Source organism: Peribacillus sp. FSL P2-0133 (genome assembly GCF_037975445.1).
GTDB lineage: Bacteria > Bacillota > Bacilli > Bacillales > DSM-1321 > Peribacillus > Peribacillus simplex_E.
The window spans coordinates 4,403,014-4,417,325 of sequence record NZ_CP150254.1 but is presented as its reverse complement, the minus strand read 5'-3'; the positions used below and the strand labels follow the sequence as shown (position 1 = coordinate 4,417,325).

Here is a 14,312-nt window from a genome sequence, read left to right as displayed (position 1 = left end):
AATAATAAAACCAAAGGGGATGAAAGCATGTATTTCTTATTGAATATACTAGGTGTTTTGGTTGTAATGGGCATCGTTTACCTTTGTTCACCTAATAAAAGGAACGTTAAGTGGAAAGCCATTCTTACCTTGTTGGTTCTCGAATTACTTATCACATGGTTCATGTTATCCACTAAAATTGGGGCATGGGTCATCAATCTGATCGCTTCATTCTTCACCTGGTTGATTGAATGTGCGAATGAAGGGATTTCTTTTGTCTTTCCTTCACTTATGGCAAATGAACAAGTGGATTTCTTTTTCAGCGCATTGATGCCAATTATCTTCATTATCACGTTTTTTGATGTTTTAACGTATTTCGGTATACTTACCTGGATCATTGATAAAGTGGGATGGCTCATCTCAAAAGTATCCGGTTTGCCAAAACTTGAGAGTTTCTTTTCGATTCAGATGATGTTCCTAGGGAATACCGAGGCACTTGCCGTTCTCCGCATGCAGCTCAGTGCGATTAAGGATCAGCGTCTTTTGACATTTGGAATCATGAGCATGAGCAGCATCAGTGGTTCAATCATTGGAGCCTACCTGTCCATGGTACCGGCAACCTATGTTTTTGTAGCGATACCTTTGAACTGCTTAAATGCCTTGCTGATAGCAAACATGCTGAATCCCGTCGACGTCAGTAAAGAGGAAGACGTCGTTTATGTACCTTCTAAAGAGGAACGTAAAGATTTCTTTTCCACCATTTCCAACAGTATGCTTGTCGGGGCCAAAATGGTCTTCGTCATCATGGCAATGGTTATCGGCTATGTGGCCTTAACGGCCAGCGTAAACGGCATTTTCGGTTTCTTTGTGGATGGTTTGACCATTCAAAAGATTTTCTCTGTCATTTTTAGTCCATTTGCATTCCTGCTTGGACTATCTGGACATGATGCCATGTACGTCGCTCAATTGATGGGAATCAAGCTTGCCACAAATGAGTTCGTTGCCTTGCTCGATTTAAAAGATAAAGTCAGTACACTGCCTCCGCATACAGTTGCAGTGGCTGTCACTTATCTGACGTCATTTGCCAACTTCAGTACAGTGGGCATGATTTATGGAACATTCAATTCCATCCTCAATGATGAGAAATCGAACATTATCGGAAGGAATGTTTGGAAACTGCTGGTTAGCGGGATGGCTGTTTCCTTGCTGAGTGCCATGGTCGTTGGGTTATTCGTTTGGTGATCTAAAACATAGGCATCCATTTTTATAAATGGATGCCCTCTCTTGTGTGAAAAAAGCTGTGCTGGATTTTCCCATGCACAGCTTTTTGTTCATTTCGTCAAATAGTTCTCCGTATAAAATGGTTTATTTTCCTCATCGAAGGCAACTCCGACACCGAGCGATTCAAAATCCTTCTGTAATTTATTTTCCCTGTGGCCAATGGAATTCATTAGGCCCTCATGGGCAAAAATACTGCTATTCTGACCGGCAGCCAGGTTTTCCCCCGCCATTCGAAAATTGATTTTGTCATCTTCCATCCGGTCGAACGGGGATTCTCCTTCAAGGTTTGTATGGTTGAAGTATTGATTCACGGCCATATCTTTACTATGATCCTGTGCCGTGACCTTCACTCGTTTATCCCATGAAAGCACTGAGAGATTATGATTGACCCGTGATGCATTGGTCAAATCGAATAATTGATATTCAAAGCCCTTCTTTAATTCAGGGCCGGCTTCTGCAAAATAGCCGCTCTTTTGCTTTTCGAGTTTTGCGTCGATGATTTGGATTGCCGTGACTGTATTTTTCTCATGTTTGTCATAAAAAATGGTCACATAGCTATTATCCATTTCAAACATATCGTATTCGCCGCTGTCACTTCGAATCTGGTAATAGACGTTTCCTTTAAGCAGTTTTGTTACAGGCTCCCCCATTTTCCCGGTCACGGTTTCTTTGGGAGTGCCGCGTTTAATGCCTTCCTTCGAGGAAATCAAATCTTGATTGGTATATAAACCAACAACTTTATCGTTGTTATCGTAGGCAACCATGAAGAAATTTTGATAATTTTCGTGATAGGTGAACCAATCTACGCCATATTCATTCCGCGTATTCCGCTTAGCTTTACCAGCCAATTTTTCTACATCATCCTTCGTGTCGCCAATTTCGATATTATGGACCGAGAAGGATGCATCAGCAGGTGCTTCCAATGCTGGCTTTTTCACTTTTTCCGTTTCCTGCGATTCTTTTTCAGAAGCGGTATCCAATGTTTCCGTCAAAGTGCCAATGAGACTGCTGACTCCAGTATTCAGTTTTTCCAAGGCAGTTGAAACCTCAGGCCCGTTTATAAAGGAACGAACATCTGTTGCAAAGGCACCGACCCCCGCTTTGAATCCAGACTCCTGAATATCTTTACCATATCCATACCATAATCCAGAGAGTAGGAGTATGAGGACCACAATATTAAACAATTTCCGCAAATCGTTCACTCCTGCTCTATCCAGGATATAGAATCCCGATTAATGAAAGATCATCTGCAGCACACTTAAAACAGGCGGGGCACATAACAAAAATAGCGAAGACAGAATGAGTATGTGTGAGGCCATTTTGGGAAGCTTTTCCTTCCCTTTTCCCGAATACCAGCCACTGAACTGAAGTTTATTTCTGTACCAGACGAATAATAACAGCAGTATCGCAATCGAGCCTAGCCAGCCATACTGATTCACTCCGATGTTTATATATATGCCGTTTACAATCGTCGAAATGATTGTTCCGGCTATCCCGAATATTAATATGATGCGTATCAATTCTAATAAGACCCTCATATGTCCTCCTTGGTTTCACTATTATACTTCTTCGTTTACTAAATAAAAAATTTCAAGTTGCGTATTACATATTATACCAGAAAGAAGAGGGGATAAAACGTTGGTGAAATTTATGGAAGTTGAATCAGGATCATTCATTATATACAAAAAAGATTAGCCGCTTCGAGCTAATCTTTTTTTGGGGAATTACTTCAATTGATCATTCAATACACTTTCCTCAAGAACGGAAAACTTATCTCCATACACTCTTGTTATGTGATTTTCCCCCCATGTACATAGTGCGGATAGGATACTTTCCAGGCTTTGCCCATACTCACTAAGTTCATATTCCACTTTAGGGGGGACTTGGTTGTAAACGATACGGTTGATGACTTCGTCCTTTTCCAACTCCCTCAATTGTTGGGTCAACATTTTTTGGGTGATATTCGGCATAAGGCGCTTCAATTCACTGGTCCGCTTTTTTCCGTGGGTCAGATGGCAGAGGATTACGCATTTCCACTTTCCGCCCATTACTTCCAGTGTCGCTTCAACTGATATATTGTATTTCTTTTTTTGCATGATTGGCATACTCTCCTTATTTTATAGGTACTAAAAGGTGCCTATATCACTTTGAAGTGCGTACTGTTCTTTATTTGTATTATATCTCATAATAACATTTGCACACCGAATTTCGCTGTACCATTTATAAAAAAAGTTGCTAAGGCAATTTCAATGATAGTACAAAATGACAAGAAGGAGAAGAGGATATGATTTCAAATAAAAATAGAAGTACATGGGCATTGCTGGCTTTAGCGATCAGTGCCTTTGCGATTGGAACAACAGAGTTCATCAGCGTGGGATTATTACCACTCATTTCTAAAGATTTACACATTACAGTGACGACGGCGGGATTGACGGTATCCTTATACGCCTTGGGGGTCATGTTCGGGGCACCTATCCTGACATCCCTGACATCGAATATGTCGCGAAAGACTTTATTGCTTTGGATAATGGTCGTGTTCATTGCCGGAAATGCATTAGCGGCTTCTGCGGCCACGGTCGGTGTATTATTGATCGCACGTGTCATTTCAGCGCTTGCACATGGTATCTTCATGTCAATCGGCGCTACGATTGCGGCTGATTTGGTCCCTGAAAACCGCAGGGCGAGTGCCATCGCCATCATGTTTACAGGTCTGACGGTGGCAACGGTGACCGGAGTTCCTTTTGGAACCTTCATCGGTCAGCAATTCGGCTGGAGATTCGCTTTCATCATCATTGTGGCAATCGGCATTATTGCTTTCATCGGAAACGGCATCCTGGTCCCATCCGATTTAAGAAAGGCTGCACGGACCACGTTCCGTGATCAAATCAAATTGGTGACGAATGGCCGATTGCTGCTAGTATTCATCATTACAGCATTAGGGTATGGAGGTACATTCGTTGTCTTCACGTACCTGTCGCCATTACTTCAAGAAGTGACAGGGTTTAAAGAAGGAACTGTGGCCTTGATTTTGCTAATATATGGAGTAGCAATAGCAATAGGAAATACCCTTGGCGGGAAATTCGCTAATCGCAATCCTATTAATGCCCTATTCTATATGTTTCTTATTCAAGCCATTGTACTTGTGGTCTTGACTTTCACTGCACCGTTTAAGATAGCCGGTTTAATTACGATCATTTTAATGGGTTTGTTTGCATTCATGAATGTTCCGGGGCTTCAAGTGTATGTCGTCATGTTAGCGGAGCGTTTCGTACCGAGTGCAGTGGATGTGGCGTCAGCCATCAATATTGCCGCCTTCAATGCGGGTATCGCCATTGGTGCCTACTTAGGAGGGGTGATTACGGATTCGATCGGACTGATCCATACAGCGTGGATAGGTGGAGTCATGGTGTTTGCGGCAGTGATTTTAACAGCTTGGAGCCGTGCCTTGGAAAGTAAGGACCGTTCCAAGGTAACTGACAAAATAGCATAGGATTGAAAAAGTGATGCATGTTAGAAAAAGCATGCTATGCGTTTAGAGTATCAATAACCAAGTATCATTGCATCCCTTCAGCGAATGATAGAAGGTTCTTTGAAGGGATGTAATGATACTGATACTTAAACGCATTACAATCTTAAAAACAATGAAGAAAAAATTTGGAGGTAGAGTATAATGGTGAAAAATTTACAAGATACAACAACGTTGCATAATGGCGTTAAAATGCCTTGGTTCGGATTGGGCGTATTTAAGGTGGAAGAAGGACCGGAGCTGGTAAATGCGGTTAAAGTGGCCATTAAACATGGTTATCGCAGTATCGATACGGCTGCCATTTATGAAAATGAAGAAGGGGTCGGCCAAGGGATCCGTGAGGGCATAAAAGAAGCCGGAATCTCAAGAGAAGACTTATTCGTAACTTCAAAAGTCTGGAATGCCGATTTAGGATATGAATCAGCAATTGCGGCTTACGAAAAAAGCTTAAAGAAACTTGGCTTGGAGTACTTGGATTTATATCTTATCCATTGGCCAGTGGAAGGAAAATATAAAGAAGCCTGGAGAGCGTTGGAAACTCTTTATAAAGAAGGAAAAGTAAAAGCGATCGGTGTGAGCAATTTCCAGATTCACCATCTTAAAGATTTAATGGAAGATGCAGAAGTGAAGCCGATGGTCAATCAAGTGGAATGCCATCCGCGTTTAACTCAAAAAGAAGTTCAGGCATTCTGTAAGGAACAAGGGATACAACTTGAAGCGTGGTCACCATTGATGCAAGGTGAACTTCTGGATAATGACGTTTTACAAGCAATTGCGGCCAAGCATGGCAAATCAGTTGCACAAGTCATTTTGCGCTGGGATATCCAAAATGGGATTGTAACGATTCCAAAATCCACTAAAGAACATCGTATTGTAGAAAACTCATCTATATTCGATTTCGAATTGACGGAAGAGGAAATGAACCAAATTGATGGATTGAATCAGAATCACCGTGTTGGTCCAGATCCTGATAATTTCGACTTTTAATCAAGTATGAAGGAGAGGGACGGGATATCCGTCTTTCTCTTTTTTTATTAGATCTCCGCATTGGCGGGCATGGAAATGCTGTACCAACAGACGATGTCGTTTACAATGAAAGATTCGGGAATCTGATTATTTGACACAGAATTAATCAGATGATATAAATGCATGTGCATGCATTATATAAAAAAGGAGATAAAAAATTATGAATGATTTATTTTCACCTTATCGCATAAAAGAACTTGAACTTAAAAATAGGATCGTCATGCCGCCGATGTGCCAATACTCCGTCGAAGCGGAAGATGGTATACCAACAAACTGGCACCAGCAGCATTATGTAAGCAGGGCAGTTGGCGGCACGGGATTAATTATAGTGGAAATGACCGATGTGGAGCCTGATGGGCGCATTTCGAATCGTGATCTTGGATTATGGTCCGACGATCAAATTGGAGCTTTCTCCAACATCGTTAAGGAAGTTCATCAATACGGTGCAAAAATCGGGATACAAATTGCCCATGCAGGCCGTAAAGCGGAGGATGCCGAAACTCCGGTGGCACCATCAGCAATTGCGTTTGATGAAACGTACAAAACACCAAGAGCTTTAGAAACGGAAGAAGTGAAGGAAATGGTCGATAAATTCCGGGCATCGGCCAGACGGGCTGTTCAAGCAGGATTTGACGTAATCGAATTACATGGTGCACACGGATATTTAATCCACCAATTTACATCACCGCTTACGAATAAACGTGATGACGAATATGGAAAAGACCTGACCAAATTCGGAGTGGAAGTCATTAAAGCAGTGAAAAGCGAAATGCCTGCCGACATGCCTTTAATCATGCGCATTTCTGCAAAAGAATACGTTGAAGGCGGATATGGCATTGAGGACAGCATTGCCTTTTCACAAGTCTTTAAAGAAGCAGGCGTCGATATGTTCCATGTAAGCTCTGGAGGAGAAGGCCCGATTGGAGCAGACGGAAGACCGGGTACGCATGCTAGCTATCAAACTCCATTGGCCAGGGAAATAAAAAAAGCTTTGGATATTCCAGTGATTGCTGTAGGTCGATTAGATGATCCGATTCTAGCAAATTCAGTCATTGGCAATGAAGAAGCCGATTTAGTAGCCGTCGGCAGAGGGATGCTGCGAAACCCTTATTGGGCACTTGAAGCATCTAAAGCTTTGAAAATAAAAACGGAGATCCCTAAACAATATCAACTGGGTTTCAAGCATTGATAAGGATTTTTAAAACGCCGGCGAATATTATATTCGTCGGCGTTTTTTTCATTCAGGCTCCATTGTGACTATTGTAGGGATTATTCGTTGTGATTGGATTTGATGTATTTACTTAATAAATGTAAATAAATATAAAATTGAATAGTTTGTTGCATTTTTGCCGATCGATCATTCGGGAAAATGGCAATAAAGCCCTAAGAATCATTGCGAAATCAATGCCCGTCATGGAATTTAGTGTAAGCCTTTTCATATGCAATGTAACAGGATTTCCATTATGGTTAAGAGTGGGGATTATACCTATAAATGGGTATGTCCCGGTCTTGGGAAAGAAAGTATTTATTCAACGTGATGGAAGGGGAGCGAATATGTATACAGAGCGATTTGAAAATGCTGCTGAGTCCAATGAAATCGTAGGGGGAAAAGCTTTAAATTTAATTAAAATGACCAAGTTGGGCATGCCCGTGCCAAATGGGTTTGTCATTAGCAATGATTCATTTATGCACTTCGTGGAAAGAAATGAACTGGATTTACAAAGTGAAGCCATCCAGGCCGGGATTATGGAAGCGAGCATCCCGGATGAATTGTCAAACATCCTTTTGAGCTCTTTTCATGAGCTGCGAGAAGATTATACATCAGTGGCAGTCCGTTCCTCTTCGGGTGCAGAAGACCTGGAAGGGGCATCCTTTGCCGGTCAGTATGAAACATACCTGAATGTTAAAACGGATGAAGAATTCCTATCAAGGGTAAAAGGCTGCTGGGCTTCCTGTTTCGAGAACCGGGTTCGGCAATATACCGAAACCATTCATGAAAATGTTGAAAAAATATCAATGGGCGTTGTGGTTCAAGGTCTGATACATTCAGATGTTTCAGGAGTGATTTTCAGCCAGGACCCTATTACATACAATCCAGATCATATAGTGATAAATGCCAGTTATGGGCTTGGGGAGGCGGTAGTATCTGGTATCGTGACACCCGACACCTATTTGGCTAAACGTGATGGTACGAAGATCGAGAAAACCAAGGGCCGCAAAGAACTGAAAATCGTTTCCGGCTCCACAGGCACGTTAGAAGTGGAAACCACAAAACCGGAACAGGATGCATATTGCCTCAATGATGTGCAGCTTACACAGTTGATCGAATTGACACTGGATGTGGAGAAGCATTATGGACATCCTGTCGATTTGGAATTCGCCATTCAAGATCAAATGGTATATCTCTTGCAAGCTCGCCCGATTACAACAGTGATCGAAGACGCTGAAGTCATTCCAGAAGCCAGGAAAGAATTTATTTTGGAACGAACTGATAAGGATGAATTTTGGTTTTTGATCGATTCAAGATTTCCTGATCAAATTTCCCCATTATTCGCATCCATAGTCACCCAACCATTTTATCAAGGAATGGCTAAAGCGACAGAGGAACTCAGGGAACCGTCGGGATACATCCAAATGAAAGTCCATAACGGGTATTATTATGGAAAGCAAATCCACCTAGAAACAGACCCACAGCAATTATTCATGGAAAACGAAAAGCTTATGGAGAACTTGTATCCAGATATGACGAACAGGATGCATGATATTATCCATGATCATTTATTGCCAATTTATCGATATATGGATGAAGAAACTTCGAAGGAATTCACGGCAGCCAAAGCCATAAGAGGGTTGGGTGAGTTAGAAGGGTTTTTCAAAGAGGTCTATTACTGGCATTTCATGATCGTCCTTCCGCATGCGAGTATTAGTATTAAACTTGAACGGCTATTTAAAAGCTTGCTGGGGACCCAACCACTCCGTGAACTCTACCAATCCATGGCTGGAGTGATGAATAAGTCACTGGAGTCCGATCGAATACTGTGGCAATTATCGTTGAAAGCGAAGAATGAACCTCAGTTGCTGAAGGTGATCATGGATGCTGATGAAGGAAATTTATCCCGGGATCTGAGCGCGTTTGGAAAAGGGAAGGATTTTCTGGAACGTGTTGATAATTTCGTCAATGTTTACGGGTACAGATGCCTTAAGGCACATGATTTCGTTGGGGAAACCTGGATTGAAAATCCTGAGCATGTACTGCAAATCATTAAGAATTTCATCATTAATGGATATGATTTCGATAAAGAATTCGAAACGGCAGTAGCTGACGGGAAACGGATATACCAAAGGTTTTTAAATGGAATTGAAGATTCTGCTGAGCGGGACTTATTTAAAAAATATTACCAAATGGTCTTGGATGCTGCTGTAATCACGGATGATCATCATTTTTATATTGATGCCATGTTAGATGCAAAGGCACGCTTATACTTATTGAAAGTAAGTGAGCTTTTAGTTGAACAGAACGTGCTGGATGACGCAGAAGATATTTGGTTTTTATATAAAGATGAGGTCATATCCGCTTTGGATGCCCCCCACTCTTTAAGGGAAACGGTATTGGAACGGAAAAGGCAATTTGATTTGCAGGGTAAAATGAAAACGCCATCATTCTTTGGCAAACCTACGGATGAAGATCGTGCTTTCGTGGAAATGGTGTTTGGCTCATTGGAAGAAAACAAGGAAAATACGGCGAGTACGATTAAAGGAATTTCAGCATCCGGAGGATTATGCGAAGGAAAAGTCAAAGTGATATCCGGAATGCATGAAGCCTCTAATTTTAAAAAAGGAGATATTCTGGTCTGCAGGAACACGACACCAGTCTGGACGTCCTTTTTCCAGGATGCAAAAGCAATCATTACCGATACAGGCGGCATGCTGTCCCATTCTGCGATCATTGCTAGGGAATATCGGATTCCGGCAGTGTTAGGGACAAAAGTAGGAACGGATCGCTTAAAAGATGGAGATCGTGTCATTGTCGATGGAAATACGGGAACCGTTACGATAATCGATGGATGAGCAAGTAGAACACAGTGTTGTTTTAAGGACTGAGGTGAAAGAATGAGCAGACAGAAAGAATTCCTGATGATCATTTTTACTTTAATGGCGGCGTTTCTCGTACCGATCAATTCAACGATGATTTCGATAGCACTGGGCTCGATTTCAGACTTTTACGGTTTGGATATTCACAGTGTCACTTTGGTCGTCACCATCTATCTCATTGTAATGGCCGTTACCCAGCCGATTGCGGGTAAACTTGGGGATTTATATGGCAATCGAAAAATTTATATAATTGGCATATTACTATTCCTTGCTGCCTCAATTGGATGCGGGCTTGCGCCGAATATAGGCATGCTTGTCGCTTTTCGGTCACTGCAGGCCATAGGGGGCGGATTGCTGATCCCGAATGTCGTTGCCCTTATCCGACAGACCGTTTCACGTGAGCGGCTGCCGGGGGTGTTGGGATTTTTCGGGTTGGGAATGGGTCTGGGAGCGGCAGTAGGTCCATTGATAGGCTCGCTTTTGATTGCTGTATCCAGTTGGAAAGCGATATTCTTGGTTAACGTCCCTTTTTTATTGGGTGCACTTGCTGGAGGCATTTTTCTTTTACCAAAAATGCAGAAAAAGCATTCCCGACAGCCATTGGACGTTATCGGTTCCATTTATTTAGCCGTTACGATCACTTTATTGATTACTTTGACTCATGCAGAATCAACGACGATGTACATCGTACTCGGTATGGGGAGCCTTCTGTTTCTGGGATTGTTCGTACGGAAAGAACGTTCTGTCGCATCCCCGATTATAGACTTTAGCTTATTTAAGAGTCCTATATTCGTGAATGCCAATTTATCTGTGTTGATCAATAATTTCACGATGTACGCGATTTTGTTGGTCATGCCGCTGATCATGACCACAAAAATGGATATTTCGGTTTCCGTGAGCGGTGTCATGTTATCACTGTTCTCCATTTCAATGGCTTTAAGCAATATGATAGGCGGACAGCTTAATCGGAAATACTCTTCGGAAAAGGTCATATTCCTTTCATTCGCCATCACTGTGTTAACGAATCTATTATTCTTATTCGTCATCCACATCCAGTCGCTTATGTATTTAGCCGTCACACTTATCGTGAATGGGTTGGCTATCGGTTTAGGGCTTACAAGCATGCAGGTCGCTTCCCTGGAAGCAGTGGAGGAATCCGCATCGGGCTCGGCATCGGGAATCTTTTCGACCTTTCGATATTTTGGGAGTATCATCTCATCTACATTGATAGGAATCATCGCCAATTATTCGATCCTTTTCGGTATCCTGATAGTGGCGGCAGTTTTAGGAGCATTTTTATCCAAGATGGTTTTTAGAAGCAATAAAAATTTGAGTGTTGATGATAATTTCTGAAAATAAATACATGGCATGAGGGAATTTTCATCAGCGAATCCATTATGTGATGTTTAACTGGAAATTTTGCTATAATGAAAAAGATAAATCAAACGATAATTCGAGGTGCTAATTATGGAAGAAATCAAAATCATTACAACTGAAGAAGTGGAAGCTAAGCTTGAGGCAGGCGAAGCGATGGAACTTGTAGATGTTCGTGAAGACGAAGAAGTGCAAGAGGGAATGATCGAAGGCGCGAAACATATTCGCATGAATGACATCCCGGCGAACCTTGACTATTTTGATAAAGAAAAAGAATATATTTTTATCTGCCGTTCAGGACGCCGCAGTGAAAATGTATGCCACTATCTTCAGGAACAAGGATATAAAGTGGCAAACATGGTTGGCGGAATGCTTGAATGGGACGGCGAAGTCATCGTTAAGTGAAGTTCTTCAAAAAGACCTGTTACTTTTGTAAGCGTAAATCCAAGAATGTGACGGCTTATTTGAATGAAGAAAGAAAAAAGATCATGGTTTGTTCACAATGCCGTGAATATGCGGAAAGACGCGCATATTTGAAGGCGTGAAAAAAAGAGCCCTTTCATCATGAAAGGGCTCTTTTTTCTGTATGAACCTCCCCCCTGACGGGAATGCAAAAATTATATGTTAAAATTAGGATGTTGAAATCAGAAAATATAGAAAAAGGAGAGTTGAAGAATGAATGTTCATAAAATAGCGGTCATTGCGGGTGACGGGATTGGCCCTGAGGTGATTAATGAGGGTGTAAAGGTACTTAAAGAAGTGGCTGCAATTGCCGGGGATTTTTCTTTCGAGTTCACCTATTTTCCATGGGGCTGTGAATATTACATTGAGCACGGCAAAATGCTGCCCGACGACGGACTGGAACAACTGATGAAGTTTGACGCCGTGTATCTTGGGGCTGTCGGTTACCCTGGTGTCCCTGACCATATTTCCTTACGTGAACTTCTGCTGAAAATCAGAAAGGGATTTGACCAATATGTGAATGTTCGACCTGTTAAATTGCTTCAAGGTGCACCCTGTCCATTAAAAGACGTGACTCGTGACCAAATCGATATGGTTGTCATCCGTGAAAACAGTGAAGGGGAATATTCCGGTGCCGGTGATTGGCTTTTTAAAGGCAAGCCGGAAGAAGTGGTACTGCAGACGGGGGTCTTTTCCAGAAAGGGAACGGAGAGGATCATCCGTTATGCGTATGAACTTGCGCGTAAGACGGGCAGGACGCTAACGAGCATAAGCAAGGCGAACGCATTGAATTATTCAATGGTTTTTTGGGATCAGCTTTTTGAAGAAATTGGACAGGAGTATCCGGAAGTAGAAACGAATTCCTATCTGGTCGATGCGGCAAGCATGTATTTTGTCAAACAGCCCGAACGCTTTCAAATCGTCGTCACCTCCAATTTATTCGGTGACATCATCACGGATTTAGGTGCTGCCATTGCAGGCGGGATGGGACTGGCGGCTGGTGCCAATTTAAACCCGGAACGGATTTATCCATCGATGTTCGAACCGATTCATGGTTCAGCCCCGGATATTGCACATCAAGGCATCGCCAATCCACTTGCGGCCATATGGTCCGCCAGTCAGATTCTCGATTTCTTTGGGCATGACATTTGGGGTGCAAAAATTTTGGACGTGATCGAACAGGTGATGGTCGATAAAAAGGCGCTGACTCCTGATATGGGCGGGGCAGCTTCTACAGAAGAAGTCGGGGATGAAGTTGTTGCAATATTATCCGCGTTACAAACAAATCAAGTATAATCATCATGAAAAATGGGCATCCTGCACAATAACTATCATTATAGTAAAAGGGCGGGGAGCCGATGATACAAGTAAAATTATTTGATTATGAGCATGAAAAAGATCTAGAGGACGAAATGAACTTTTTCCTTGAAGACATTCGCGATAATCAAATCGTCGATATCAAATATAATGTCGCCACTACAGGTGAAGAGGAAGAGGAACAGATCTACTGTTTCAGTGCGATGATCATCTATAAGAAAAAATAAAGGCCGGCCGGCAAGGCCATATCATTCATATCAGACTACCTATTGCTGCAAGGCGGGCAATCCAAGGTAGTCTTTTTTTCATGACTTCCCGGGGAGGGGGCATATTCGATGTGGAAATTATGACAATGTCGCTTCCCCGCCGTTGACATGTAATGTTTGTCCCGTCACAAAACGGGAATCATCAGAAGCGAGATAGACAAAGGTGGGAGCCAGTTCAAATGGTTGGCCTTGACGCTCCATCGGGTTATCGACTTGTGTCACTTCGTCTGCCGAGAAACTTGCCGGGATGAGCGGTTGAGTGGACTAAATGCAGCCTCAATTCGACTCAACGAAATTCCCGATCATAACAGATGACATTAGGAAAAACTGACTATATTCTTCTATGAATTTTACAAATACGGAGATAATGGTTAGAGTTATACATAATACATAGTGCGGACTGGTGTATTTGAAGGAGTGAACCATTTTGGATAATAAAATGATACAACTATTAGAAAATATACAGCAAACGGATGGTGGCCATATTTTCTACTGTTTTAATGAATTGGAAGCCTACATTGAAAATGAGGCAACTTTCATCATTGCCGGTGTTGAACAGGGAGACCATATCCTGGTCGTCGAAAATGACCGTATCTTTCCTTTCGTGTATAAGAAATTGCAGCTTCATTTAAATGAGGAGCAATTGGAGCAAGTGCATCTTATGAATAATTTTGATTTTTATTGTTTTCATGGAGACTTCCATCCTTCGACGATGGTTAATTATTTCTTGGAAAATATCGATATATACAATAAACGCAATCAGCACGTGCGGACTTGGGGCCATGTTGAATGGGGCCATAACGATCAAGTCAGCTTAGCGATAGGCGAATATGAAAAAGGAATCGACAAACTGATCAAGGAACGAGGATTGATTTCTGTTTGTGCATACGATGACTGCAGAATGCCTGACGAGCTTAAAACAAACTTGATCAAGCATCATGGGGTCCTGATAACCGATGAAAAAATCACGATGTTAGCAAACGGATAGA

General features: G+C 42.1%; 13 protein-coding genes and 1 pseudogene. 10 read left to right on the top strand and 4 right to left on the bottom strand.

Going from position 1 to position 14,312, the window contains the following annotated elements; all coding sequences use genetic code 11:
* The first annotated feature begins 27 nt into the window (after positions 1–27).
* Complete coding sequence (locus tag MKY17_RS21215) at positions 28–1,221, top strand: nucleoside transporter C-terminal domain-containing protein (protein WP_098372093.1); 1,194 nt, start codon at positions 28–30, stop codon at positions 1,219–1,221.
* Between the two features lie 89 nt (positions 1,222–1,310).
* Here the strand turns inward: MKY17_RS21215 and MKY17_RS21210 are convergent, their stop codons facing one another.
* The 3 genes from MKY17_RS21210 to MKY17_RS21200 all read right to left on the bottom strand — a co-directional run bounded on the left by MKY17_RS21210 (position 1,311) and on the right by MKY17_RS21200 (position 3,356).
* Positions 1,311–2,462 (bottom strand): CAP domain-containing protein, encoded by a 1,152-nt coding sequence (locus tag MKY17_RS21210; protein WP_339200579.1) that lies wholly within the window; start codon positions 2,460–2,462, stop codon positions 1,311–1,313.
* Positions 2,463–2,492: 30 nt separating this feature from the next.
* A complete protein-coding gene (locus MKY17_RS21205) occupies positions 2,493–2,798 on the bottom strand; it encodes a hypothetical protein (RefSeq protein WP_098372027.1) in 306 nt (101 codons plus the stop codon).
* Between the two features lie 186 nt (positions 2,799–2,984).
* Positions 2,985–3,356, bottom strand: a complete 372-nt coding sequence (locus MKY17_RS21200; RefSeq protein WP_034309370.1) for a winged helix-turn-helix transcriptional regulator — start codon at positions 3,354–3,356, stop codon at positions 2,985–2,987.
* Between the two features lie 188 nt (positions 3,357–3,544).
* Between MKY17_RS21200 and MKY17_RS21195 the strand changes: the two genes are divergently transcribed.
* The 8 genes from MKY17_RS21195 (at position 3,545) to MKY17_RS21160 (ending at position 13,284) form a co-directional block, all read left to right on the top strand.
* Positions 3,545–4,750, top strand: coding sequence for an MFS transporter (locus MKY17_RS21195; protein ID WP_098372028.1), 1,206 nt, complete (start codon positions 3,545–3,547; stop codon positions 4,748–4,750).
* Between the two features lie 180 nt (positions 4,751–4,930).
* The gene (locus MKY17_RS21190) at positions 4,931–5,773 is read left to right on the top strand and encodes an aldo/keto reductase (RefSeq protein WP_098372029.1); all 843 of its coding nucleotides are present in this window, start codon (positions 4,931–4,933) and stop codon (positions 5,771–5,773) included.
* A gap of 199 nt (positions 5,774–5,972) precedes the next feature.
* Positions 5,973–7,001 carry an NADH:flavin oxidoreductase/NADH oxidase gene (locus tag MKY17_RS21185; protein ID WP_339200576.1) on the top strand — a complete coding sequence of 343 codons (1,029 nt, stop codon included), beginning with the start codon at positions 5,973–5,975 and terminating at the stop codon, positions 6,999–7,001.
* A gap of 365 nt (positions 7,002–7,366) precedes the next feature.
* Positions 7,367–9,880: a PEP/pyruvate-binding domain-containing protein gene (locus MKY17_RS21180; RefSeq protein WP_339200575.1), complete on the top strand. Its 2,514-nt coding sequence runs from the start codon at positions 7,367–7,369 to the stop codon at positions 9,878–9,880.
* 42 nt (positions 9,881–9,922) lie between these two features.
* Positions 9,923–11,257: an MFS transporter gene (locus MKY17_RS21175; protein WP_339200574.1), complete on the top strand. Its 1,335-nt coding sequence runs from the start codon at positions 9,923–9,925 to the stop codon at positions 11,255–11,257.
* A 114-nt stretch (positions 11,258–11,371) separates the two neighbouring features.
* A complete protein-coding gene (locus MKY17_RS21170; RefSeq protein ID WP_034309364.1) occupies positions 11,372–11,683 on the top strand; it encodes a rhodanese-like domain-containing protein in 312 nt (103 codons plus the stop codon).
* A gap of 270 nt (positions 11,684–11,953) precedes the next feature.
* Complete coding sequence (locus MKY17_RS21165; RefSeq protein WP_144526488.1) at positions 11,954–13,036, top strand: tartrate dehydrogenase; 1,083 nt, start codon at positions 11,954–11,956, stop codon at positions 13,034–13,036.
* 62 nt (positions 13,037–13,098) lie between these two features.
* Entirely contained in the window at positions 13,099–13,284 is a 186-nt protein-coding gene (locus tag MKY17_RS21160; protein ID WP_048682016.1) for a sporulation protein Cse60, read from the top strand.
* A 117-nt stretch (positions 13,285–13,401) separates the two neighbouring features.
* Here the strand turns inward: MKY17_RS21160 and MKY17_RS21155 are convergent.
* Positions 13,402–13,578 (bottom strand): annotated as a pseudogene (locus MKY17_RS21155) (SDR family oxidoreductase); the annotation flags it as partial.
* Between the two features lie 172 nt (positions 13,579–13,750).
* On the opposite strand from MKY17_RS21155, the gene MKY17_RS21150 reads away from it, so the two are divergent.
* Entirely contained in the window at positions 13,751–14,311 is a 561-nt protein-coding gene (locus MKY17_RS21150) for an MEDS domain-containing protein (protein ID WP_098372034.1), read from the top strand.
* Position 14,312 lies beyond the last annotated feature (1 nt).